We start from the raw sequence: 23,211 nt of genomic DNA on the forward strand, positions 1-23,211 counted from the left end.
CCGGGTCGGTGTCCGTGTCGCTCTGACTCGACATAAGTTACGCGGCCCGGAACGCAAGGTCAAATCCGCACTACACGCTTGTAATTCCGCTGGTCAGAGGGGCTGCGGGTCGGTCGGAAGCGGGCTTGGGCCACGAATCTGTGACCCAAGCCACGACAAGATCAGACTTCCACGCGCCGAGCGCCGGCCAGGTTCTTCTTACCCCGGCGCAGCACGAGCCAGCTTCCGTGCAGGTAGTCGGCCTCGGCAGGGGTCCACTCCGAGTCGGAGATCTTCTCGTTGTTCACGTACGCGCCACCCTCGTTCACCGCGCGGCGAGCAGCGCCACGACTGTCGGACAGACCACTGGCGACGAGCAGATCGACGATCGTCTCCCCCGGCTTGACCTCGGCGACAACTCCATCGACCGCCGCTTCGCGCAACGCGGCGCCCAGCGTCGACTCGTCCAACTCGCGCAATTCGCCGCGGCCGAACAGCGCCTGGCTGGCCAGCTGCACGGACTTGGTGTTCTCCTCGCCGTGTACCAGCGTGGTCATTTCCGCGGCCAGCCGGCGCTGCGCCTCCCGCGCGTGCGGGCGCTCGGCGGTCGCCTGCTCCAGCTCGTCGAGTTCCGCTCGGGAGAGGAAGGTGAACCAGCGCAGGTACCGGACGACGTCGGCGTCGGCGGTGTTCACGAAGTACTGGTACCAGGCGTAGGGGCTGGTCATCTCCGGGTCCAGCCACAGGCTGCCGCCGCCGGTGGACTTGCCGAACTTCTTGCCGTCCGACGAGGTGACCAGCGGCACGGTCATGGCGTGCACGGAGGCCCCGTCGACCCGGCGGTTCAGCTCGACGCCGGCGATGATGTTGCCCCACTGGTCCGAGCCGCCGACCTGCAGCGTGCAGTCGAACTTGCGGCGCAGCTGCAGGTAGTCGTTGGCCTGCAGCAGCATGTAGCTGAACTCGGTGTAGGAGATGCCCTCACCGTCGAGCCGTCGCTTGATGGTGTCGCGGGCCAGCATCACGTTGACCGAGAAGTGCTTGCCGATATCGCGCAGGAAGTCGACCGTGGACAGCGGACCGGTCCAGTCCATGTTGTTGACGATGATCGCGCCGGTGTCGGATTCGTCGAGATCGACGAAACGCTCCAGCTGCGAACGGATTCGCCCGGCCCATTCGGCGACGGTATCGCTGGAGTTCATGGTGCGCTCGCCGACATCGCGCGGGTCACCGATGAGGCCGGTGGCGCCACCGGCCAGCACGATCGGGCGGTGGCCGGCGCGCTGGAAACGCTTGAGCGCGAGCAACGGGACCAGGTGTCCGGCGTGCAGGCTGGCGGCCGTCGGATCGAAACCGGCATAGAGGGTGAGCCGACCGGCCGCCAGCGCGGTGCGCAGGGCATCCAGGTCGGTGGACTGTGCGATCAGTCCCCGCCAGGTCAGTTCATCGATGATGTCGCCGCTCAGTTCGCTCACGCTTACCCATCTTTCCGTACGCCGGTCCAGCGCCGATGCGCAGGTTCCGGGCTGAATTGTGCGGCAGCGGCCGTGCGCGGACCAGCGATTAACCATCGGACACGACGACGGCCACCTGGCGCGGCGCCCAGGCCGGGAGCCGCGGACCAGATGGCCGCCGGATCGATCACCGCCAACCCGACAGTGATCGATCCCGAAAAGCACGACGCGGCGATCGGTGGGTGAGCCACCGATCGCCGGTCGTGCTTATGCAGGTGTCATCGCGAGAGCGCGTCGCGCAGGTCGGTCAGGGTGGTGCGGCGTTCGTAGGCGATCCAGGCGAAGATCGCGGCCAGCACCAGCGGGAAGATGGCCATCCCGGGCTGGCCGGCGATGAAGGCCTGGGTCGCGGCGGCCAGCACGGTGAGAACCGACAGGCCCGCGGCCGCCAGGGCGCTGAGCCGCGGCACCATCAGGCCGATACCGCCCGCGACCTCCACCACGCCGATGAAGATGAGCAGCCCGAAGGGGAAGCTCAGGTTCTGGGGTGCGTTCTCGATCAGCGTGTTCGGCATGACGAGCTTCGGGCCGCCGGAGGCGATGATGAAGAACAGGCCGAGCACGATCTGCAGGGTCCACAGGACACGGTTGCGGGTCTTGCCGGGGCGGTAGGTGGCGGCGGCGAAATCGGCGGAAGCGTTGGCGGTGGTCATTTCTAGTCCTTCTGGTCGGTCGCGCCGGGTTGGTAGCGCGTTCAACAGATAGGACGGACCGTCCGCCGGGAACTCATCGCTGTCCCGGAAATTTTTTGGAAACTGCTGTCACGCCATCGGTTTGGCGGCGCGCGGGCTGCGACGATACACCGAAACCGCAGGTGAGTCTGGCAGCCAGAAGCGCCACGGCTGATCTGCCGCGGTGCTCACCCCCACCCGGGGACCGCTGGCGATGTCGGCCGGGTCCAGCATTCCGTCGAGTTCGAGGCGGATGGGCGCGGACGGATCGAACAGGTCGGTGCCGTAGTCGGCCAGCGTGATACCCAGGGCGCTGCCGAGATTGCCCGGCCCCCTTGCCAAGTCGGCATCGGTGCGCGCCGTGGGACGACGGGCGCGAGCCTCGCCGATACCCGCGATCACCTCGCCGGAGCGGAGCAGGACCGCGCTGGCCGTGCCGTCCGGGCCACTGGTGACGTTCACGCATTTGTGCATGCCGTAGCTGAGGTAGACGTACAGCACGCCCGCCGGACCGAACATCGCCGCGTTGCGTTTGGTCCGCCCGCGACCGGAGTGCGAAGCGGGGTCGGGCCACGGACCGGCCGGGTCGCCGCCGTAGGCCTCGACTTCGACGATGCGCACGCCCACGGGACCGGACCAGAGGGTGGCACCGAGGACTCGACGGGCGGCTACAGGTGGTTCGACAGCTAGTTCATCAGCGGACACGGCTACCTATTGTCCCGGAACCCTCGGAGACCGGAGTCACGGTGCCCGGAGCGCACCGGGGCATCGAGAATGAGCGCGATGCGACCGCGCGGTCAGCCGAGGGTTTCCTCAGGGTCGAGGTAGAGGCCCTTGAGCTTGTTGGGGTTGACCTGGAACCGCAAATTCTGGATTCGGCCGTCGATGATGTCGTAGGTGAACGCGCCGCCGGGGTTGTCGCCGATGCCCGCCAGGGTGCCGAGCTCGCCGTTGATGTGCGCGGGCATCAGGCGGACGCCCGCGACCGTGGGTTTGGCGAGGACGCCGAGGATCCAGCGCGCCACGTGGTCCGGGCCGTACAGCGGGCGGCGCGCCGCGGTGACCACACCGCCGCCGTCGGACCAGGCGGTCACATCCGGGGCCAGCAGGTCCATCAGGGCGTTGAGGTCGCCGCCCGCGCAGGCGGCGATGAAGCGTTCGGTGACGCGGGTGCGCGCGGCGGTGTCGGTGTCGAAGCGCGGACGGCGGGACTGCACGTGCGCACGGGCGCGGTGGGCGATCTGCCGGACGGTGGCCTCGGGTTTGTCGAGGGTGTCGGCGATTTCGGCGTGCGTGTAGCCGAAGACTTCGCGCAGCACGAAGACCGCGCGTTCGATCGGGCCCAGGGTTTCCAGCACCACCAGCATCGCCGTGGAGACGGTCTCGGCCAATTCGGTGTCCTCCGCGATATTCGGGGTGGTCAGCAACGGCTCGGGCAGCCATGGGCCGACATAGGTTTCGCGCGTGGCCCGGGCGGAGGTGAGACGGTTCAGCGCCAGGTTCGTGACCGTGCGAACCAGGTAGGACTTGGGATGGCGCACGGTCGACTGGTCGGTGGCATGCCACTTGAGCCAGGTGTCCTGCAGGATGTCCTCGGCATCGGTGACCGTGCCGAGCATCCGATAGGCGGTGGCGAACAGCAGACGCCGGTGTTCGATGAAGGCGTCTGCTGTCGGCGTCTCGTCGATCATCCGCTCATGCTCCACAGTGTGCGTCGCGTTGGCAATCATCGAGCGGCGGCCCGGGTCGCTGTGCCGCCTTTGGACAACTGCACCGAGACCGTCATCTTCTTGCTCATCTTGAAGCTCAAAGGCGGTGTGCTGCTGACGCTTTCCTTGTACAGGACGGCCGCGCGCCCGGTAAGACGGAACCGGCCCGGGGTGTCGTCGGCCTTGGTGAATTGGATGACCGCGTCCTTGCGGCCCAAGCTGACCGGCTGATGGAAGTAGCCGAACCGGAAGGGGCGCACCGTCTTTCCGCGCAGCCGGCGGGCGATGGTGTCGGCGGCATAGGCCGCGGTGGGCAGGCCGGACTGGCACGTGCCGTGGATCTGGCCCCAGGCCTGGCGGACCGCGGCGGCGTCGCCGACGGCGTAGATCGCCGGATGCGAGACCGAGCGCAGTGTCGGATCGACCACGATCAAGCCATGCGCATCGGTTTCGATACCGGATTCGGTAGCCAGCGGCGAGACGCGCACGCCGGTGGTCCACAGTGTCAGATCGGCCGGAATCAGTTCACCGCCCGCGAGTTCCACCGCGTCGGGCAGCACTTTGGTGATGGCACGGCCGATCTCACGCACGATGCCCAGCCGGTCCAGTGCCTTGTTCAGGTAGGCACGGGCCGGATCGCCCATCATCGCGCCGGGGACTCCGCTGCTGATCAGCGTGACGGTCGAACCTGGGTGCTGCTCGGCGATTTCGGTCGCGGCCTCGATACCGGTGAGGCCGCCACCGCACACCGCGACGGTGCCGCCGCTGGCCTCGACGAGGGCCAGCTGTTCCGCGAAACGGCGGGCAGCGCGCGGATCGTTCAAGGTCCAAGCGTGGTCGGCGGCGCCGGGGACGCGGGAGGTGTCGGTGCTGCTGCCGAGGGCGTAGACCAGTTCGTCGTAGGGCAGCGTGGCGGTTCCGTCCACCACAACGCGCCGCGCTTCCGGATCGAGGGAAGTGACCCAACCCTGGACGAATTCGACGCCCGAGCCGTCGAGGATGGCCGGGATGCGGTAGTCGGCCAGCTCCTGACCGGCCGCGACCTGGTGCATGCGCAGGCGTTCGGTGAACCGGTCGGCGGGGTTCACCAAGGTGACCTGTACATCCAGCTTGCGGGTGCGCCGGGCCAGCCGGATCGCGGCCAGCATGCCCGTGTAGCCCGCGCCGATGACGACGATCCGGTGCGTGGTGGTGTTGGTGCTCATGATGGTGGCTCCCGATGGTGTCGTGGTTGCTGACGACCATGGGACAGGTGACCGGCACCGGACGTGACACCACCGAAAGTGACATGCGTCACATCCATGGATGGTTCAGCGTTTATCCAGCGCTTCACTTCGGATCAGTTGCAGCATGCTCGGATTGCCGGTGGTGGTAACCACGCCGACGACCTTGCGCACGAACGAACCCTCCTCCGCGAGCCGCAACAGACTCGCCGCCAAGTCGACGCGTGCGGTGAAGCGATGGTCCGCATGCCCCGCCACCATCGTGTAATCCGTGACGGCGGGCAGTTCGTACAGCCCGCTCGGCCGCACGATGGTCCAGTCGAGATCGGTGGCGGCGATCAGCGCTTCCATGCGGCGCATGTCGTCGTAGAGCGTCTTGCCCATGACGCGCGCGACATAGGGCTGCAGCACCCGGTTGAAGAAGAATCCACCGTCCGAGTAGGGCCGGGGATCGACCGCGCTGGAAGAGACCACGGCGATCCGGCGCACCTGATGCCGGCGCATAGCGGCCACGATATTCGCGCTGCCGACGGAGTAGGTGTTGATTTCCGCTTTGCCGTACGGCACCCCGAGGGTGGACAACACCGCGTCCGCTCCGGCGACGGCGGTTTCTACCGAATTACGTTGCAGCACATCGCCTTCGAAGACAGTCAGCCGATCGTGGGCGAGGGGGAACTCGTCGGGCCGGCGCGTGACCGCGACGACGTCGTGGCCCGCGTCGAGGGCTTGGCCGGCCAACAGTCGGCCGGTGGGCCCATTGGCGCCGAAAACGATGATCCGCATGACTTCCTCCAGATGAAGCGGTGTGCCAGCGACGCCGTTCGGGCGCGACGTCGTATCATATGAGAACCATAACATCTATTTTGAAAGCCATACTATATGAGTGACGTAAGGAACAGGGCACATCGGCGGGCCGCCAACGCCGTCAAGGAGTCGCTGCGCGAGCTGAATACCCAACTGGCCCTGCTAAATCGGCAGTTCGGCACAAAACTCGAACTCAAGGACGCGGACTGGAACTGCCTGGACATGATCAATCGGCACGGGCCGATCGGGCCAGGCGCCTTGGCGAAGCTGGCGGGACTGCACCCCGCGACGATGACCGGAGTGCTGGATCGGTTGCAGCGGGGCGGGTGGATCACGCGCGAACGCGATCCCGACGCCACCGATCGGCGCGCGGTTACCGTGCGTGCGGTGCGTGACCGCAACCCGGAGCTATATCGCGTGCTGTCCGGCATGAACACGCGCATGGACGGTGTGTGCGACCAGTACACCGAGGAGCAACTCGACCTGATCGCCGATTTCCTGCGCCGTACCACCGGCGCGAGCCACGACGCGGCCGAAGAACTCACTCAGGGCTAGACCAGGGGCGAAATGGGGTCGCTCCCCGATGCACCGCGGCCGCTCGGGTTTCTACCGTCGGTGCATGTCTTCGGTTTCCCGGCCACGTCGGTTGCGGCGGTTGCTCCTGAGTGTCGTATCCCTGGCGCTGCTGGTGCCCACCCTGGTCGGTGGATGCTTCGCGTGGGTGTACACCGGCGCTGCCGTATCAACGGTCGGGACAACCGATTTCCGCCATCGGCTGGCGATACCGCCCTTGGCCGAGGGCACACCCGGAACAGGCGGAAAACGGGTGTTCGACCTCGAAATGCGTTCCGGGCAAAAGGAATTCCGGCCGGGTCAGGTCACCGAAACCTGGGGTTTCAACGGCGATCACCTGGGTCCGACGCTGCGGGCGCGCCGCGGGGAACGGGTCGAGATACGGGTGCGCAACCAACTGCCCGAGGACTCGACCGTGCACTGGCACGGCATGCATGTGCCCGCGACCATGGACGGCGGCCCGCACCAGATGGTGCGGGCAGGCGGTAGTTGGACGCCGGAGTGGACTGTGGATCAGCCCGCCGCGACGCTCTGGTACCACCCGCATCCACACGGACGAACCGAACAGCACGTCCGGCGCGGGCTGGCGGGGATGTTCCTGCTCGACGACGAGAACTCCCGGTCACTCTCGCTGCCGAGCGACTACGGCGTCGACGATCTACCCGTGATCGTGCAGGACGTGACGTTCAGCGGATCCGGCTTCGACAATTCCCACAAGATATTTCGCAACGCCGGATTCCTCGGCGAGCGAATTCTGGTCAACGGCACGCTGACGCCCTACCAGGAGGTCGGCGACGAACTGGTGCGCTTGCGCCTGCTCAACGCCTCGACGGCGCGCACCTACAACTTCGCGTTCGGCGACAATCGCACCTTCGCGTTGATCGGAACCGATGGCGGCCTGGTCGAGCACCCGATCACCCTGGACCGATTGCAGTTGTCCCCCGGCGAACGCGGTGAGATCGTGGTGCGGATGCGCGCCGGCGAACGCACCGTATTGCGCAGTAACGCGCTCGAGGCCGGGTTGGACTTCTGGAATCAGCGATTCTCCGGCGGGGACGACCGATTCGACATCCTGGAACTACGGGCCGCCGCCACGCTGCGCCCGTCGCCCGATCTGTCCGCGACATTGGCCGCCCCCGCCACCCCCGACGGTTCGGACGCGGTGCTCGAGCGGCAGTTCGACCTGAAACTGGCTGGGATCAACGACATTCCGATGGCGATGGATCGGATCGATCTGACCGTTCCCCGGGGCAGCACCGAGATCTGGGCGGTCCGCAATCCCGAGGGGATGCCGCACAACTTCCATGTCCACGGCGTCCAGTTCCGCGTGCTCTCGGTGAACGGCGCCCCGCCACCAGCACAGCTCTCGGGCGCCAAGGACACGGTATTCGTCGCGCCGAACAGCACGGTGCGCCTCGCGCTGCGGTTCGACGGGCCGGCCGACCCGCAGACGCCGTACATGTATCACTGCCACCTGCTCTGGCACGAGGACCAGGGCATGATGGGCCAGTTTGTCGTGGTCGAGCCGGGCCAGAGCGCGGGGACGCCGCACCGGCACGGCCACTGAGTCTTGCGGGCGGTTCGACGGCGCGCTAAATTCATCACATAGTGAATTCAACGCTCGATGAATTGAGCGCCGCCGCAGAATCGAGGCGACCATGTCGCAAACCTCAACTCCAGCCGTCGAAGTCCGGGATCTGACCGTCCGGCGTGGAAAACGCGAAGTGCTGCACCAAATCTCGATGGGCGTGCCGGTCGGCTCGATCACCGGCCTCCTGGGTCCGTCCGGCTGCGGGAAGACCACGCTGATGCGGTCCGTCGTGGGCACCCAGATCGTGGCATCCGGCGAGGTGCGGGCCCTCGGCCTGCCCGCCGGTACCGCCGAACTGCGCCGCCGGATCGGGTACGTCACCCAGTCCCCCAGCATCTACTCCGACATCAGCGTGCGCGAGAACGTCGCCTACTACGCGGCGCTCTACGACCGTGATCGGGCCGCGGTCGATGCCGCGATCGACGCGGTCGGGCTCGGCGAGCACGCACGACAACGCGGCGACGAACTCTCCGGCGGGCAGAAGACCCGCGCCTCGCTGGCGTGCGCGCTGGTGGCGCGGCCGGATCTGCTGATCCTCGACGAACCGACCGTCGGCCTGGACCCGGTGCTGCGGGTGGACCTCTGGCGGCGGTTCCGTGAATTGGCCGCGGGCGGAACGACTCTGCTGGTGTCGAGCCATGTCATGGACGAGGCCGAACACTGCGACCGGCTGCTGCTGATGCGCGAGGGCCATGTCCTCGCCGAGTCGACCCCCGACGAGCTGCGCGAGCGCACCGGTGAACAGAACCTGGAACGCGCCTTCCTGACCCTCATCACGATGGGAAACCCCACATGACCTCCGCCCCGCCGCGTCGCGCACTGCGGCCGTATCTCGCGACGACAGAACGGATTCTGCGCCAGCTGCGCAACGATCACCGCACCGTCGCGATGATCCTGGTGGTCCCGGCCCTGCTGATGACGTTGCTGTTCTTCATCTACGCGGAAGCACCACAACCCCCGCTGTGTTCACCCACCCCGTCGGCTGCCCCTCCTGCCGTCCCCTTTTGCCCCACCCTGTTCGACAAGGTCGGAATCAGCATGCTCGGCATCCTGCCGTTCATCGTGATGTTCCTGATCACCGCGATCGCCATGCAGCGCGAACGCACCTCGGGCACGCTCGAAAGACTGCTCACCACACCGCTGTCCAAGCTCGACCTGCTCGCCGGATACGGCACCGCGTTCTCGCTGGCCGCGGCCGCCCAAGCCGGGGTGGCCTGCCTGGTGTCGTTCGGTCTACTCGGGCTCGACGCCGCCGGAAATCCGGGCTGGGTGGTGCTGATCGCCATGGTCGACGCGGTGTGCGGTGTGGCGCTCGGACTGCTGGCAAGCGCGTTCGCGCGCACCGAGTTCCAGGCGGTGCAGTCCATGCCGGTCGTGGTCGCGCCGCAGATCTTCCTGTGCGGCTTGCTGGTTCCGCGCAGCGAATTGCCGAGCTGGCTGGAGCCGATCAGCAATGTGCTGCCGCTCAGTTACGCCGTCGACGCGCTGCAAGAGGTTTCGCGCTCTCCGGAGGCGACCGGGCAGATGTGGCGAGATCTGGCGGTGGTGGCCGGTTTCGCGGTCGTCGCCCTGGGTCTGGGCGCGGTGACGCTGCGGCGGCGCACCGCATGACCGCGAAAGACGCTGGGGCGCAAGCGCGTAACGGAAGGTCCGGGCGCAGGCCCGGGCACTCCGGTGCGCGCGAGGCGATTCTGGCCGCGGCCCGGACGCGGTTCGCGGAGGCCGGTTTCGACAAGACCTCGATCCGCGGGGTCGCCACCGACGCGGGCGTGGATCCGGCGCTGGTGCACCACTACTTCGGCACCAAGCAGAAGTTGTTCGCCGCCGTGGTCGAGTTACCGGTGGACCCGGAAGCGACGCTGCGGCTGATCGAGGCCGCGCCGATCGATCGATTGGGCGCGACGATTCTGCAGGCGGTCGCGACGGTGTGGGACTCCCCGGCCGGTCCGGGCCTGATCGCGGCCGTGCGCACGCTGCTCGGCGGGGGCGATGCCGAATTGGCGCGCACCTTCCTGCTCGAGGTGGTGCTGGAGCGGGTGCGGGTGCGCATCGCGACACCCGCGGACGACGGCCGGACCAGGATCGCGCTGGTCGCCTCGCAGATGATCGGTGTTCTGGTGGCACGCAAGATCGTCGGTGTGGAGCCGATCGCATCCATGCCGATACCCGAGTTGGTCGCGGCGGTCGGACCGACGTTACAGCGCTACCTCACCGGGGAGATCGACACCGAGAGCTGACGCTCAGGCCGAGGTGTGCTGACCGGTGAAGGCCTCGTGCTCGGCGTCGGTGGTATCGCGGGCCTCGTCGATCAACAGCACCGGGATGCCGTTCTCGATCGGGTAGACGCGGCGCAGGCGCGGGTTGTACAGCAGCGATTCGCCACCCGCTCGAACCAGCAGCAGCGGGCCCTTGTCCTGCGGGCAGGCCAGCAGGCTCAACAGGGTGGCGTCCAACGCGGTTTCCTCCGGCATGTCCGAAAACTTACCCGACGGCTAATCCAGCTCCGCGGCTCGCTCGGGCTGCCGTGCCGCACGGCGGCGGCCACGGACATACATCCACTGCAGCACAGCCAGCCCGGCGACACCGGTCAGCGCGGCGGCGGCGCCGATCTTCCAACCCGGCGGTCGCCAGGTCACCACCAGCTCACCACCGTCGGTTCCAGCCGGAATCTGCACGGCGACAAAGGATTTCGCTACCACCGAAATCGGCAGCGGGCGGCCGTCGAGAGTGGCCCGGTAGCCGGGCCAGCCCAGGCGCGCGAACACCACCCTGGCCCCCGCCGGCGCCGTCACCAGGACGCGGCTGGTGGTGGCGGTTTCGGAGATCGAGGTCGCCTGCCCGGCGTCGATATCGGCGACCCGGCCGTTCTGGGTGGAGATCGGGCCGTGCACGCGTTCCAGCACCAGGATGTACTTCTCGTGACCGGGATAGTCGACCCACTTCCAGCCGGCCGGCGCCGGCTGGTTCCGCGCGTCGGTGAACAGCGCGCGCTGCAGCACCACCCGGTCCAGCTTCATCAGATCGACCAGCGGCCGCTTGGTGGATTCCTCCGGCGCGAACAAGCGACGAAACGCGTCGGGGCAGACGCTGGAATCCCAGCGCATGCACAGCAGCTCACCGAAGTAGAAGTGGCCGGTCGGGGTGTATCCGTTGACGTAGCTGAGGTCCAGGGACTTGGCGTAGTTACCGAACACCAGCGATCCGTAGGCGCCGTCGAGGCTCTTGTCGCCCGGCTGTACCAAGCCGCGTTCGGCGAGCTGAATGGTGTTGCCGGGAAAATCCGGGAACGCGGCCTTGGCTTCGGATCGATTCGTCGGGTAGTTGTACGACATCGGCGTCGGCTGCGCGGCTTCCACCTGCCAGAACGCGATCGGGAACATGGCGGCGATGGTCATCAGGCACACCGCGGCCACCCCCCGGTGCTGCCCGAGCCACACCGCGGCCGCCACCAGCGCGCCCACCAGTAGCACCGCGAGCAGATGCCGCACGAAGTTGTGCGGATCCGCGGAGAACGAACGCAGCCACAGCGCCGCGATCAGCACACCGGCCGCGATGCCGCGGGTCCGCGGACTCGCCACGGTGCCGTAGCGCGAGAGCAGCACACAGACCAGCACCAGCAGGCCGATGGCCAGCATCGGCAGCACCCGCACCGGCCAGCGCAGCGGGCCGATGGTGCCGGGCCCGGCACTCCACATCAGCACCAGCACCGAGAACACCGCCACTGCGGACAGTTCCCGCCAGGATTCCCGGGCCCGGCGCCAGTCGACGAATGCCAGCGCGGGAATCAGGAACCACGCGATATAGGTGACCGGCAGCGGCTGTACATAGCCCCACCAGGAGGTGAACGCGGGCAGGGTGCTGGGCAGGCTGGCGTTCAGCGACTCCGACCACGGGATGGTCAGGAACTGATCGTTGATCACCGCGGAGGTTCCGCGCCAGGTCACCTTCGCCGACAGGATGCTGGGCAGGAAGGTGAGCAGACCCGCCAGACCCGCACAGCCCGACACCGCGACCAGCTTCGGCACGTTGGTCCAGCGGCGCTGATACAGGATCTCGCCGAGTGCCACCGCGGCCAGCATCAGTACGGCTTCGACGGCGGGAAAGATGTATTGCGTGCTGATGGTCAGGTACAGGAAGAGGAAAACCGGGATGGGCCCGGACCTTCCGCGCATGTAGCGCACCGCGGCGGCCCACGCGTGCACCAGCCACGCGGTGCCGGTCAGCGCGGTCATCCAACTCGCCTGGTCGAAGAACAGGAAGAATCCCGACAGCGGGAACGCGACGCCCGCGACCGCCGACCACCACGGTTTCGCGCCGTAGGCCAGGCAGATCCGGTACACCCCGAGCGCGGCGATGATCGAGAAGATCAGCTTCACGACGGTCGCGTAGAGCGCCATATTGTCCACCGACGGCGCGATCAGATCGATCAGCAGCTGCGGCGGATTGAACAGGCCCGCGTCGTCCATCGTGTTGTTGCCCGACATCCAGCGCTCGGGCACCAGCACCGGGAATTCGCCGTTGCGCAGCGATCGGCCGAGTCCGATCCAGAGCCCGGTGTACTGGGATTCGGTGTCGTCGGTGTAGAAGTGACGAGCATTGGCCAGCAGCACCGCGAGATAGCCCAGCACGACGCCGACCGAGGTGAGTACACCCCAGCGGAATACGTCGCCGCGAAGGAAGTCCCAGCGGCCGGCGGCCGGTTCCGCCGCGGGCTCGGGGGCGCGAACCCGGTCCTCCGATGCCACTGCCACTGCACTGTCCGTCACGAGTTCCGTACCCTACCGTGCAGCACCCGTGAGCGCCGAAAGCCGCGAACCCGCACCGTGTTAGAGTTCGGCCGCTGGCATGCACCGATAGCGAAAGTCGATTCAGCTGATGCCGCTCTTAGGAGAGTCCCCGCACGCCGAACACAATGGCGATGGCGGCCGTCCGGGTGCGGATCGGCCGCACACCGTGTCGGTGGTGGTGCCGATCTATCGCGGCGAGCACACCATCGGTGATCTGGTCGCCGAACTGCATCGGATGACTCAGCCCAGCACCAGCCCCGGCGGCACGTCCTACGTGATCGACGAGATCGTGCTCGTGCACGACCACGGCCCCGACCGTTCCGATGTCGTGTTGCGGGAACTGGAACAGACCTACGCCGAAGTGCGGGTCATCTGGCTCAGCCGCAACTACGGGCAGGACGCCGCGACCATCGCGGGTATGTCGGCCGCACGCGCCGACTGGATCGTCACCATGGACGAGGACGGCCAGCACGATCCGGCGGCCATCGGCGCGTTCCTGGACGCGGCGCTGAGCGAACGCGCCGATCTGGTCTATTCCAAGCCGAGCAATACCCGCCCGCACGGGTTCCTGCGCAATATCACCTCGCGCGGCGCGAAAATCGTGTTGGCCACCGTGTTCGCCTTCCCCGATTCCACCCGGTTCGAGAGCTACCGGCTGATCCGCGGCGATATCGGCCGCCAGCTGGCCGGGGTCGCCTCCAACGGCGTGTACCTGGATGTGGCGCTGACCTGGGTGGTCGGCACCGTCGCACAGGTGCCGGTGGCGTTGCGCGCCGAAGGCCGCGAGGAATCCGGCTACAACTACCGGCGATTGTTCTCGCTGTTCTGGAAAATGGTGCTGTGCAGCGGGACCCGGGGTCTGCGTCTGGTGAGCCTGCTCGGGGTCACCCTGGCGCTGATCGGTGTGGCGCTGGCCGCCGTCTTCGCCTTCGAAGCGCTCACCCGGGACAACTGGGCTCCCGAGGGCTGGACCTCGCTGATGGTGGTGCTGCTCCTGGTCTCCGGTGCGATCCTGTTCTCACTGGGTCTGATCGCCGAGTACCTCGGTGTCGCGCTACACGTGCTGGTAGGTAAACCCCTCTACCTGACGGTAGATTCGCCGACACCGCGCCCCGCGACCGAAGTCGCGCGGGAATTGTCCAGCACCGTCGCCAGTAGGGGGACCGATCGTGTCGAGCACTGACCGTGTCATCTTCAGCCGGCCCTATCGCGCGCGCCGCGAACTGGCGAATCTGGAGACGGTGCTCGCCTCCGACCACAGCCACGGTGACGGACAGTTCACCGCCTCGGCGACCGCGAAGCTCAAGGCGATCACCGACGCGCCGCACGCGCTGCTGACCACCTCCTGCACGTCCGCGCTCGAAATGGCCGGGCTGCTGCTGGAACTCGGGCCCGACGACGAAGTGATCGTGCCCAGCTTCGCGTTCACCTCGACCGCGACCTCGATGGCGTTGCGCGGGGCGACCTGCGTGTTCGCCGATATCGATGTGTCGACCGGCAATCTCGATCCGGCGGCGGTGGCGGCCGTGGTGAGCCCGCGCACCAAAGCTGTGGTCGTCATCCACTACGGCGGCGTGGCCGCCGATATGACCGGATTGCTCGCGATCGCAAACGAATACGGCCTGGCCGTCGTCGAGGACAACGCGCACGGCCTCGGCGGCAGCTGGCAGGGTCGCAAGCTCGGCACCATCGGCACACTGGGCACGCTGAGTTTTCACGACACCAAGAATGTGCACTGCGGCGAGGGCGGCGCGCTGCTGCTCACCGACGAGATCCTGATGGCGCGCGCCGAGATCATCCGGGAGAAGGGCACCGATCGGGCCCGGTTCCTGCGCGGCGCGGTAGACAAGTACTCCTGGCAGGACATCGGTTCCAGCTATCTGCCCAGTGAGCTGAACGCGGCGGTGCTGGACGCGCAACTCGATGAATTCGACCTCATCCAGGCCGGACGGCACCGGGTGTGGAACGCCTATGCCGCCGCGCTGCCGGAATGGGCCGCGCGCAACGACGTCCAGCTGATGACGGTGCCCGCCGATCGCGAGCACACCGCGCATCTGTACTACCTGCGCACGCCCACCGAGGACCGCCGCGACGACTTGATCACGCATCTGCGCGAGCGTGGCATCGTGGCGCCGTTCCACTATGTTCCGCTGGATTCCAGCCCAGCCGGGCTGAAACTGGGCCGGACTCCCTTACCGTGTGTGCGCAGCGCCGAGTTCTCCTCGACCGTGGTGCGGTTGCCACTGTGGCCGGATCTGGCCGACGCGCAGATCGCGCGCGTGGTGGACGCGGTCACCGCGTTCACGGTGTGAGCGAGCAGTTCTCAGGTGCGCTCGAAGTAGAACGGGCAATGTGAGCCGCCGAGCCCGATCGTGGTCGCGCGGTCGAACCGGAAGCGGTGCGTCGGCGGGTCGATCGCACCGATCCAGTTCGCGTCGAACTCGCACATCACCGGCGTGAGCTCCGGCGCCGAATGTGCCCGCAGCACATCGTGATAGAAGCAGCGCACGATATCGACGTGATAGCGGTGCTCGTCATCGATCGGGCGGGCGAGGGTGAAGCCCGCGCCGAAAGCTTGCTCCTCGCGCACCTTGGAGACCGCGACCATGGCCGCGAAAGGATCCTCGGCGGAGTCCAGCATCGCCAGGGTGCTGTCGCGGACGATGTCACCCAAGGGTTCCACAAAGGCCGCGCGCACCCGCGCTATCGCCTCGTCACGGCCGAGGCGAGGTCGGAGCGCACGATAGGCGACCACGAGCGCGAGTGTCATCCGCAGGTTGTATCGGGCTGGTTCATCGACGACGCGATCCGCGTTCGCCGCCTCCAATTCTGTTAGGCCCGAGCGCATCTCGGCGACGAATCCGCCCGGAAGGTCGGGCAGGTCAGCGGCGAGGTGGTCGAAGAAACCATCGATGACGGCCCGCGAGTCATTGTCGGGATCGGGTGTGTAATCGTCTTCGGCAAGGCCGAATCGGTCGGTGTGCACAGCTGTCCTTTCGAGACGGAGTCCGGTCCCGGGATACAGCTGCGCCGTCATCATCAGGGCGAGCCGTGCTCGAAACCGAACGAGCACGCCAGCACGCTCCACCGACCTACCTGGCGCTGACGATATTTGGTTGATACTGACGCTTCGAGGATGCCACAACTACGCCGAGAGGACGTAGAGTTTTTCGCGGCCGCCCGCGATCACCTCGCTGCGTACGATGCGCGATGCGTAGCGGGCGAAGAACGCGTCGAGGGTGTCTTCGGTGAATCGGTGCGCCTGCGCGCCGGTGCCCGCGTTGGTGAACCGCTGACCGATGGTGGCGAGCAGGCGGTTCTCACTGGTCGCCAAGTTGCGGATCGGCTCGGCGACGACCACCTCGACACGCGCTGCGGCGAGCATGCGGTCGACCACGTCGGCCGGGTCGGGCAGGAAGTGGTACAGGCTGGCCTGCATCAGCACGTAGTCGGCCGCGGGCAGGGGCGCCTCGGACTGCAGATTCCACACCAGGCCGCGGCCGCCCGCTCTGCCGAGATCGGCGATGAAACCGTCGTTGAGGTCGAGCCCGGTGTAGTCGACGGATTTCTGGCGGAGGTACCGGGTGTAGAGCGTCGCGGGCCCGCAGCACACGTCCACGACACTGGCGCCGGCCGGAATCGACCCGGCGACCGCGCGATAGCGGGCGGTGTAGTACCGGCCGTACAGTCCGCGCATCAGCACCTCGTAGAGGGTGCGGTTGCGGTAGATGAGGCTGGTACTCACGAAAAAACCCCTGGACAGTCGTCGGACATCGGCTGCGGCATCGGTGACAACTATGCCAGGTGAATCCAATTGGTCCGCACCGAGTTCCGGCCCGCTCGAATCTCGAGGCGGGCCGGATCACTCGGTGGGGACTACTCGATGACTTCGATGATGTCGCCGGGGTTCACGTGGTGGTACAACCGCTCCGCGCCCTCGGGGACCATCCGGATACAGCCGTGCGACTGCTCTTCGACCGGCCCGATGTGGGTGGCGATGTCCCCGTTGAAGAACACGGCCCACTTCATCGGCACATGGTGCATGGTGCTCCAGTGGTCCTCGCGTTTGAACGCGACCTTGAACACCCCGGGCGGAGTCTCGTAGCCCGGACGGCCGTGTGAGATCGGGGTGGGACCGTAGGTCACCTTCCCGTCCTCCATCAGCCACGCCTCATTCATGGACTTGCTCATACACACCTTCGCGCCGGCCGCCGTGCACGGCGCGATCACCGGCGGCGCCGGTGGCGGCGGAACGATGGCCGGTACGCCCGGGACGTCGGGGCCGCCGGGCCAGAGTGGATCGGCGTGTGCCGCCGGTGCCGTGAGAAATCCGGCTGCGGCGATGCCCGCTAACAGGGCGTATCCGGCCGATGCTCTTCGTACACGAGTGCTGCTCATCATCACGCCGACCTCCTGGCCTTGCCGCTGCGGCGTCCGCGCCACGAGCGGCGTCTATGGCGGTTCAGGGCCCCTGTCTCGACCCCTCGCGCCGGGGTTGATCAAACAGTCGAGATGTTGACGATCCTTACCGACGCGCAGCAATACGGTCAACGCCTCTTGCGAGTGCGTAACCGTTCTGTTGTGGGGCAAACTCCGCCGTGATCAGGTCGCGTCGGGTTGGGGAACCGGCTTGCGGCGGAACGAGATGTGCCGGTGACCGAAGAAACTGACGACCGCGACCAAACCCATGACGACGACCGCCGAGGGAATGTCGGGCAGGTGCAGCACCGACACGGCCAGTTGCAGCAGCACCATATTCATCAGCAGCCCACCGGAATTCACCCCGCAGAAGGCGAGGAAGTCGCGCAACAGGTGCCCGCGCACCCGGAATACCAGGGTGCGGTGCAGCACGAAGGCGATCACGATGCTGACCGCGTAGGCCGCGGCGGGGGCGAGCGCGGCGGGCACGCGGTCGCCGAAGACCTTCAGCCACATCACCGTAAGCGCCACGCCGAGCCCGGTGTTGACGACGCCGACCATCGCGAACGCGATCTCCTGGCGCCGCACCAGCCGCAGCAGGGGCCCCGGATCGGGGGCGGTCGCGATCGTGTTCACCGCTCTACTCATATCAGACCGCGCCTACCGGTTCCGGCTCAGCCTCTTCGGGTCGCCGCGGTTCTTCCGGCTCGCTGTCGGCACGCCGCTTGCCGCGCAGGTGGATCCAGTGCAGCAACGCGACGCTGAGCACCGCGAACAGCCCCGCGCCCGCGCCGAGCGGCCAGCCCGGCGGACTCCAGGACAGCACCAGTTCACCGTCCCTGGTGCCCGCTGGAATACTCACGGCCGCAAAGGTTTTCCCGATCTGCTCGACCGGGATCTCGGCGCCGTTCAGGGTGGCCTCGTAGCCGGGCCAGGCCAGCCGCGCGAAGACGACCTTGCCGCCGGTGTCCGAACTGACCCGGACCCGGCTCTCCGTATCGGACTCCGATTCCGAGGTGGCGGTGGCGCCGGAAACCGCGGAGATGCGGCCGTTCTCGGTGGAGATCAGTCCGTCGACCCGCTCGAGCACGTCGATGTACTTCTCGTGGCCGGGATAGTCGACCCACTTCCAGCCGTCGGGCGCGGGCTGCCGGCGGGCCTCGGGGAACAGCGCCTTCTGCACCACCACCCGGTCGATGTTCATCAGGTCGACGATGGTCTTGCCGGTGCTCGGTTCGGGCGCGAACGCGCGGCGGTAGGCATCGGGACAGACGCTGGTGTCCCAGCGCATGCACAGCGTCTCGCCGAACCAGAAGTGGCCGTTCGGGGTGTAGCCGCTGACGTAGGTCTTCTCCAGGTTCTTGGCGTAGTTGCCGAACACCAGCGACCCGTAGGCGCCGTCGAGGGACCGCTCCCCCGGTGGTATCAGCGCACGGTCAGCGAGTTGCAGTGTGGTGCCAGGGAATTCGGGGAACGCGGCCTTCATCGCCGAACGGTTTTCGGGCAGATTCCAGCCCAGCGGGGTCGGCTGGGCGTGCTGCACCTGCCAGAACGCGATCGGCGCGACGGAGATCATCACCAGCGCGGCGGCAGCGGTCAGGCCGCGGTTGATGCCGAGCCAGACGGCGGCCGCGCCCAACCCCAGCACCACGACCACGGCGACCAGATGCCAGACCAGCTGATTCGGGGCGGCGGAATAGGAACGCACCAGCAGCAATCCGACCAGCAGTGCGGCCGCGATGGACCGGTGCCGCCAGTCGCGGGCGGTCGCGAACCGGCCCAGCAGCACGCACACCACGATCAGCAAGCCCAGCGCCACCATCGGCAGTACCCGGGCGGGCCAGCGCAGCGGGCCGATGGTGCCGGGTCCCGCGGTCCAGAACAGCACGAGCACCGAGAACAGAATGGGCCCGGTGAGTTCCCGGAGGTGCTCGCGCGCGCGGCGCCAGTCGACGAACGCCAAGCCCGGAATCAGGAACCAGGCGATGTAGACCACCGGCATCGGCTGCACGTAGCCCCACCAGGAATTGAACGCGGGCAAGGTGCTGGGCAGGCTCGCGTTCAGCGACTCCGACCACGGCACGGTCAGCAACTGATCGTTGTTGATCTGCGCGGTGCCGCGCCAGGTGCTCTTCGCCGACAGTGCACTCGGCAGATAGGTGGCCAGCCCGGCCAGTGCCGCGCATGCCGCCACCGCGGCCAGGCGCAGTGCGGGCAGCCACTGCCGCTGATAGATCCACTCCCCGAGCACGACGGCGCCGATCATGATCGCGGCTTCGACGGCCGGGAAGACGTACTGCACCGAGATGGTCAGATACAGGAACACGAACGTGGGGATCGGACCACTGTCGCCGCGGGCGTAGCGGACACCGGAAGCCCACGCGTGCACCAGCCAGGCGGTGCCGGTCAGCGCGGTCCACCAGGTCGAGGAATCGAAGAACAACATCCAGCCGGTGAACGGCATGCAGATACCGGCGACCGCGGCCCACGGGGCTTTCGCGCCGTACACCAGGCAGACCCGGTAGACGCCGAGCGCCAAGATGATCGCGAAGATCAGCTTGACGAAGGTCGCGTACAGCGCGAGGTCGGGCACCGACGGTGCGATCAGATCGATCAGCAGCTGCGGCGGATTCAGCAGCCCCGCTTCCTCGATGGTGTAGTTACCGGCCATCCAGTGCTCGGGCACCATCGTCGGCAACGTGCCCTCACGCAGCCGCCGGCCCAGCATCACCCACAGTGGGGCGTACTGGGATTCGGTGTCGTCGGTGTAGAAATGCCGGACATTGGCCAGCAGTACCGCGATATAGCCCGCGACGACGCCGAGCGCGGTAATGCCGCCCCACTTGTACACGGCTCGCGGATCGCGAGTTCCACTGTCCACCACGAGTTCCAGACCCTACACGGCGACGCCGGGTGCGCGCCCGAAAGGATCGTTCAGTCGGTCAGGATCTCGTAGGCATCGGTTTCCGGGTTGTACCACCAGGTGTCCGGTCCCGGCTGCGGGCGACCGGCCGCTTGCACGGCGCGGGTGGACGGGCGGTACGACGAACTGCGCGGAATCTCGTCGACGACGTAGACGATGTCGGGGCGCTGCTCCGGATCGAGCGCGCGCAGGCCCTCGGTGACATCCTTGTGGTCCAATCGCATGCCCGCCCGGACGCTGACCGCGGCCACCGCCAGGCAGCGCTTACCCATCCCACCGGCTGCCTTCCCGGGGCGATCAGCGACCTGCAGTCCGTAGGCGACCTCCATGTCGACCGCCGCGATGTCGTTGAGCGCGTCCACGATCGGCTGGGCGTAGACCGGGCCGCGGCCGGTCTGGATGACGGTGTCCTTGTGGTCCATCAGCCAGTAGTCGCCATCGCTGTCGCGGCGGAAGAGGTTCTCGGTCGGCATCCAGGAGTCGCCGCGGCTGAACACACCGCGCAACCCGCCCGCCGACAGGTCGATGTGTTCGGAGGCTTTGCCGATGAGCAGACCCACCTCGTTGTCGGCGCAGCGTCGCGCGAAACCGGAATCGTCGGTCTGTACCTGCCCGGTCACCGGGTCGTAGGCGACGAGTTCGACTTTCGCGGTGCCCGGCACCGGACGGCCCTTGCAGCCGATCTTCGCGCCGGTCACGTTCGCCAGCACCACATCACCCTCGATGGAGGCGTAGAACTCGAGCACGCGCGCCGGGGCGAACTGCTCGGTGGTGCGCCGCCACAGGCCCGCGGGAATACCGGAACCGATGAACAACCGGATCGGATGGGAATGCCCGGCCGGGAACACGCCGGCGTCGAGGATGTCGCGCAGCATGGTCCAGGTGTAGGTCACGACGGTGACGCCGTAGCGGTGCACCTCCTCGGCGAACCGCGCCGGATCCAGCGAGCGGGCCAGCGCGATCCGGCTGCCGCCCGCGATCGCGCCGCCCAGACTCACCAGCAGTCCGGACGAATGATGCAGTGGCGCAAGGCAATACACCGTGTCCCGGCGGTCCAGGTCGGCCGCGCTCGCGGTGCCGAACGCCGACAGCGCCCAGCGATGGTTGCTGATGTACTTGGTTTCCAGGCGGTCACCGGTACCGGTGACGAGCACGAACGCGAGTTCGCGCGCCAGACCCGGATCGGGCCGATACCAGTCGGGCAGGCGCACCCGCGCCGGATCGATCTGCTCCAGGTCGATCACCCGATCGCTGGTGGGCAGATCCAGTTGGCGCGCGTTGCCGCCGCCGAGCACCAGGACCCGCGTCCCGGTGGCCTCGGCGTGCCGCAGATTCTCCGGGTCCGTGACCAGCGTGGTGATGCCGGTGAGTTCGATGGCGCGCTTCAGATCGCTGCCCGGCGGCAGCAGCACCGCCACCGCGCCGAGCCGGGACAGCGCGGCGACCGTGGCCAGCGCGCTGGGACGGGTTTCCATCAGCACACCGACGCGTGCCACCGGGCGGATGCCGGCCGAGATCAGGCCGCGCACCACGTTGTCGATGCGGGCGTTGACCGCGGCGTTGGTGTGCACGCGGTCGTCGAACAGGAAGCATTCGCGCAGCGGCGCGCGCCGGGCCTGCTCGGCGAGCAAGCGGCCCAGCGAGATTCGGGTGTTCGGCTGAATCATGCCGAGGCGGGTCAGCCGGGGCAGTGCCCGCGCGGCCTCACCGGCCAGTTCGATGGAACCGCGGACCGTGTTGCCGGCGATCCCCTCCAGCGCTTTGCCGACGCCCGCGCCGGCCTCGGCGAGACTGGCCGCGGTATGCATGACCCGGGTCGCCGCGGTGCGCGGACCGGTGACCGGCACGTGCTCGGCCATCCGGAAGATCTCCTCCGGCAGCGCCTTGTCGCGATCCATCCAATCGATCCACTGCCGCACCAGCGGCCAGGTGTGGTTGGTCGCGGTGCTGCCGGCCACCAGACCGAAATGCCCGGCGACCAGGGTGGCCTCGTACACCTCGGCATTGGGCGCGGCGCGCACGATGCCGCGCACCGCCGCCGGCTGGCCGATATCGTCGACCTCGCCGACGAAGGCCAGGATCGGCATCTTCAACTCCGCGAGCGAAATCGGCTGATCGCGAATCACGAAGCCGCCCAGCATCATCCGGTTGTGCACGACGAACTGCCGGAGCAGGTCCGCGGCCGCCGGGCCCGCGTAGCCCACCCAGCCGTCGTTGTTGAGGAACCGGCGCTGGCGCTCCTTGGGCAGCAGCGCCTCGCGGTCGTGCAGCTGGCGCAGGAAATCGACGCGCGCCTTGGCCGTCTTCACCGGATCCAGCATCTGGAATCCGAAACGAACCATGGAATCGGTGATCGGCAACCGGGTGACGACATGGTCGGCCAGAAAATCCGCGACCTCCCGGACCAGGCCGTAGGGCAGCCCGAACGGCATGCCCGCGACCACGTCGACCGGGCTGCCGAAGGTGACGATGCTGGCCACGCCCTTGCCGTAGCGGAACGCGGCGGTCTGATAGGCGAACATGCCGCCTTGCGAGTAACCCATCAGGTGCACGCTCGACCCGGTCGCTTCGGTGACCGTGTCGATGGCACTGCTCACCGCCAGCACATGATCGGCGAGGTCGCGTTCCCAGCCGCCCTCCTCCGAGGCGGGCGAACCGAAATCGACCACCCAGCAATCGACTCCGCCGCGGTGCAGAATCCCGACCGCGCCGTCCTCGGCGTTCACGTCCCAGATGTCGGCGTTGACCATCAGCGGCGGCACCAGCAGCGCGACCGGGCGGCGCCCGGAATCGACAGCCGACCCCGCCGGCGTGGCGTCGTCGGGGAAGTAGCGCCGCAACCGATACATCCGCCGCCGCTCGACCACTTCGAACGGGGACGACTCGACGTCATGGGTGAGCCCGCCGAAACGGATCACCTCGAGACCGTTCTGCGCGGTCGCCATCAACCGCTGCACCGATCCCACCACGTCTTTCGTACTGAACTTCACGATTGCTCCTGGCCCTACCCTGCACGCA

At 67.5% G+C, this 23,211-nt stretch carries 21 protein-coding genes; 7 read left to right on the forward strand and 14 right to left on the reverse strand.

Translation table 11 applies throughout. The features are described from left to right. Positions 1-161: 161 nt before the first annotated feature. From tyrS to BJ987_RS31455, 6 genes are all read right to left on the reverse strand, one after another. Positions 162-1,445 (reverse strand): tyrosine--tRNA ligase, encoded by a 1,284-nt coding sequence (tyrS, locus tag BJ987_RS31430; RefSeq protein ID WP_209899423.1) that lies wholly within the window; start codon positions 1,443-1,445, stop codon positions 162-164. A gap of 266 nt (positions 1,446-1,711) precedes the next feature. Further along, a complete protein-coding gene (locus BJ987_RS31435; RefSeq protein ID WP_209896684.1) occupies positions 1,712-2,146 on the reverse strand; it encodes a DoxX family protein in 435 nt (144 codons plus the stop codon). A 108-nt stretch (positions 2,147-2,254) separates the two neighbouring features. Further along, on the reverse strand, positions 2,255-2,869 hold the full coding sequence (locus BJ987_RS31440; protein WP_209896685.1) for a DNA-3-methyladenine glycosylase: 615 nt from the start codon (positions 2,867-2,869) through the stop codon (positions 2,255-2,257). 92 nt (positions 2,870-2,961) lie between these two features. Then, complete coding sequence (locus tag BJ987_RS31445) at positions 2,962-3,855, reverse strand: RNA polymerase sigma-70 factor (RefSeq protein ID WP_209896686.1); 894 nt, start codon at positions 3,853-3,855, stop codon at positions 2,962-2,964. Positions 3,856-3,890: 35 nt separating this feature from the next. Beyond that, complete coding sequence (locus BJ987_RS31450; protein WP_209896687.1) at positions 3,891-5,078, reverse strand: NAD(P)/FAD-dependent oxidoreductase; 1,188 nt, start codon at positions 5,076-5,078, stop codon at positions 3,891-3,893. Positions 5,079-5,183: 105 nt separating this feature from the next. Next, a complete protein-coding gene (locus tag BJ987_RS31455) occupies positions 5,184-5,879 on the reverse strand; it encodes an NAD(P)-dependent oxidoreductase (protein WP_209896688.1) in 696 nt (231 codons plus the stop codon). Positions 5,880-5,975: 96 nt separating this feature from the next. Between BJ987_RS31455 and BJ987_RS31460 the strand changes: the two genes are divergently transcribed. From BJ987_RS31460 to BJ987_RS31480, 5 genes are all read left to right on the forward strand, one after another. Then, positions 5,976-6,455 carry a MarR family winged helix-turn-helix transcriptional regulator gene (locus BJ987_RS31460; RefSeq protein ID WP_209896689.1) on the forward strand — a complete coding sequence of 160 codons (480 nt, stop codon included), beginning with the start codon at positions 5,976-5,978 and terminating at the stop codon, positions 6,453-6,455. A 64-nt stretch (positions 6,456-6,519) separates the two neighbouring features. Then, positions 6,520-8,040 carry a multicopper oxidase family protein gene (locus tag BJ987_RS31465; RefSeq protein WP_209896690.1) on the forward strand — a complete coding sequence of 507 codons (1,521 nt, stop codon included), beginning with the start codon at positions 6,520-6,522 and terminating at the stop codon, positions 8,038-8,040. A 91-nt stretch (positions 8,041-8,131) separates the two neighbouring features. After that, complete coding sequence (locus tag BJ987_RS31470; RefSeq protein ID WP_209896691.1) at positions 8,132-8,860, forward strand: ABC transporter ATP-binding protein; 729 nt, start codon at positions 8,132-8,134, stop codon at positions 8,858-8,860. After that, positions 8,857-9,675 (forward strand): ABC transporter permease, encoded by an 819-nt coding sequence (locus tag BJ987_RS31475; RefSeq protein WP_209896692.1) that lies wholly within the window; start codon positions 8,857-8,859, stop codon positions 9,673-9,675. The genes BJ987_RS31470 and BJ987_RS31475 overlap by 4 nt, the downstream gene beginning before the upstream one ends. After that, the gene (locus tag BJ987_RS31480) at positions 9,672-10,301 is read left to right on the forward strand and encodes a TetR/AcrR family transcriptional regulator (protein ID WP_209896693.1); all 630 of its coding nucleotides are present in this window, start codon (positions 9,672-9,674) and stop codon (positions 10,299-10,301) included. The genes BJ987_RS31475 and BJ987_RS31480 overlap by 4 nt, the downstream gene beginning before the upstream one ends. 3 nt (positions 10,302-10,304) lie before the next feature. Here the strand turns inward: BJ987_RS31480 and BJ987_RS31485 are convergent, their stop codons facing one another. Continuing rightward, entirely contained in the window at positions 10,305-10,535 is a 231-nt protein-coding gene (locus BJ987_RS31485) for a Trm112 family protein (protein WP_209896694.1), read from the reverse strand. A 21-nt stretch (positions 10,536-10,556) separates the two neighbouring features. Continuing rightward, a complete protein-coding gene (locus BJ987_RS31490) occupies positions 10,557-12,692 on the reverse strand; it encodes a hypothetical protein (protein WP_209899426.1) in 2,136 nt (711 codons plus the stop codon). A 247-nt stretch (positions 12,693-12,939) separates the two neighbouring features. Between BJ987_RS31490 and BJ987_RS31495 the strand changes: the two genes are divergently transcribed. Together BJ987_RS31495 and rffA are read left to right on the forward strand one after the other, a co-directional pair. Then, the gene (locus tag BJ987_RS31495; RefSeq protein WP_209896695.1) at positions 12,940-14,034 is read left to right on the forward strand and encodes a glycosyltransferase; all 1,095 of its coding nucleotides are present in this window, start codon (positions 12,940-12,942) and stop codon (positions 14,032-14,034) included. After that, positions 14,021-15,163 (forward strand): dTDP-4-amino-4,6-dideoxygalactose transaminase, encoded by a 1,143-nt coding sequence (rffA, locus tag BJ987_RS31500; protein WP_209896696.1) that lies wholly within the window; start codon positions 14,021-14,023, stop codon positions 15,161-15,163. Before BJ987_RS31495 ends, rffA begins: the two co-directional genes overlap by 14 nt. A gap of 11 nt (positions 15,164-15,174) precedes the next feature. Here rffA and BJ987_RS38130 read toward each other — a convergent pair whose 3' ends face one another. The 6 genes from BJ987_RS38130 to BJ987_RS31530 form a co-directional block, all read right to left on the reverse strand. Continuing rightward, complete coding sequence (locus BJ987_RS38130; protein ID WP_209896697.1) at positions 15,175-15,924, reverse strand: L-2-amino-thiazoline-4-carboxylic acid hydrolase; 750 nt, start codon at positions 15,922-15,924, stop codon at positions 15,175-15,177. Positions 15,925-15,996: 72 nt separating this feature from the next. Continuing rightward, positions 15,997-16,596 (reverse strand): class I SAM-dependent methyltransferase, encoded by a 600-nt coding sequence (locus BJ987_RS31510; protein ID WP_209896698.1) that lies wholly within the window; start codon positions 16,594-16,596, stop codon positions 15,997-15,999. 131 nt (positions 16,597-16,727) lie between these two features. After that, the gene (locus BJ987_RS31515; RefSeq protein WP_245366216.1) at positions 16,728-17,249 is read right to left on the reverse strand and encodes a L,D-transpeptidase; all 522 of its coding nucleotides are present in this window, start codon (positions 17,247-17,249) and stop codon (positions 16,728-16,730) included. 204 nt (positions 17,250-17,453) lie between these two features. After that, entirely contained in the window at positions 17,454-17,906 is a 453-nt protein-coding gene (locus BJ987_RS31520; RefSeq protein WP_372446909.1) for a GtrA family protein, read from the reverse strand. Between the two features lie 13 nt (positions 17,907-17,919). Then, the gene (locus BJ987_RS31525) at positions 17,920-20,154 is read right to left on the reverse strand and encodes a hypothetical protein (protein ID WP_307869817.1); all 2,235 of its coding nucleotides are present in this window, start codon (positions 20,152-20,154) and stop codon (positions 17,920-17,922) included. A 50-nt stretch (positions 20,155-20,204) separates the two neighbouring features. After that, positions 20,205-23,183, reverse strand: coding sequence for an AMP-binding protein (locus BJ987_RS31530; RefSeq protein ID WP_209896701.1), 2,979 nt, complete (start codon positions 23,181-23,183; stop codon positions 20,205-20,207). Positions 23,184-23,211: the final 28 nt, after the last annotated feature.

It is taken from the genome of Nocardia goodfellowii (assembly GCF_017875645.1).
Classification (GTDB): Bacteria; Actinomycetota; Actinomycetes; order Mycobacteriales; family Mycobacteriaceae; genus Nocardia; species Nocardia goodfellowii.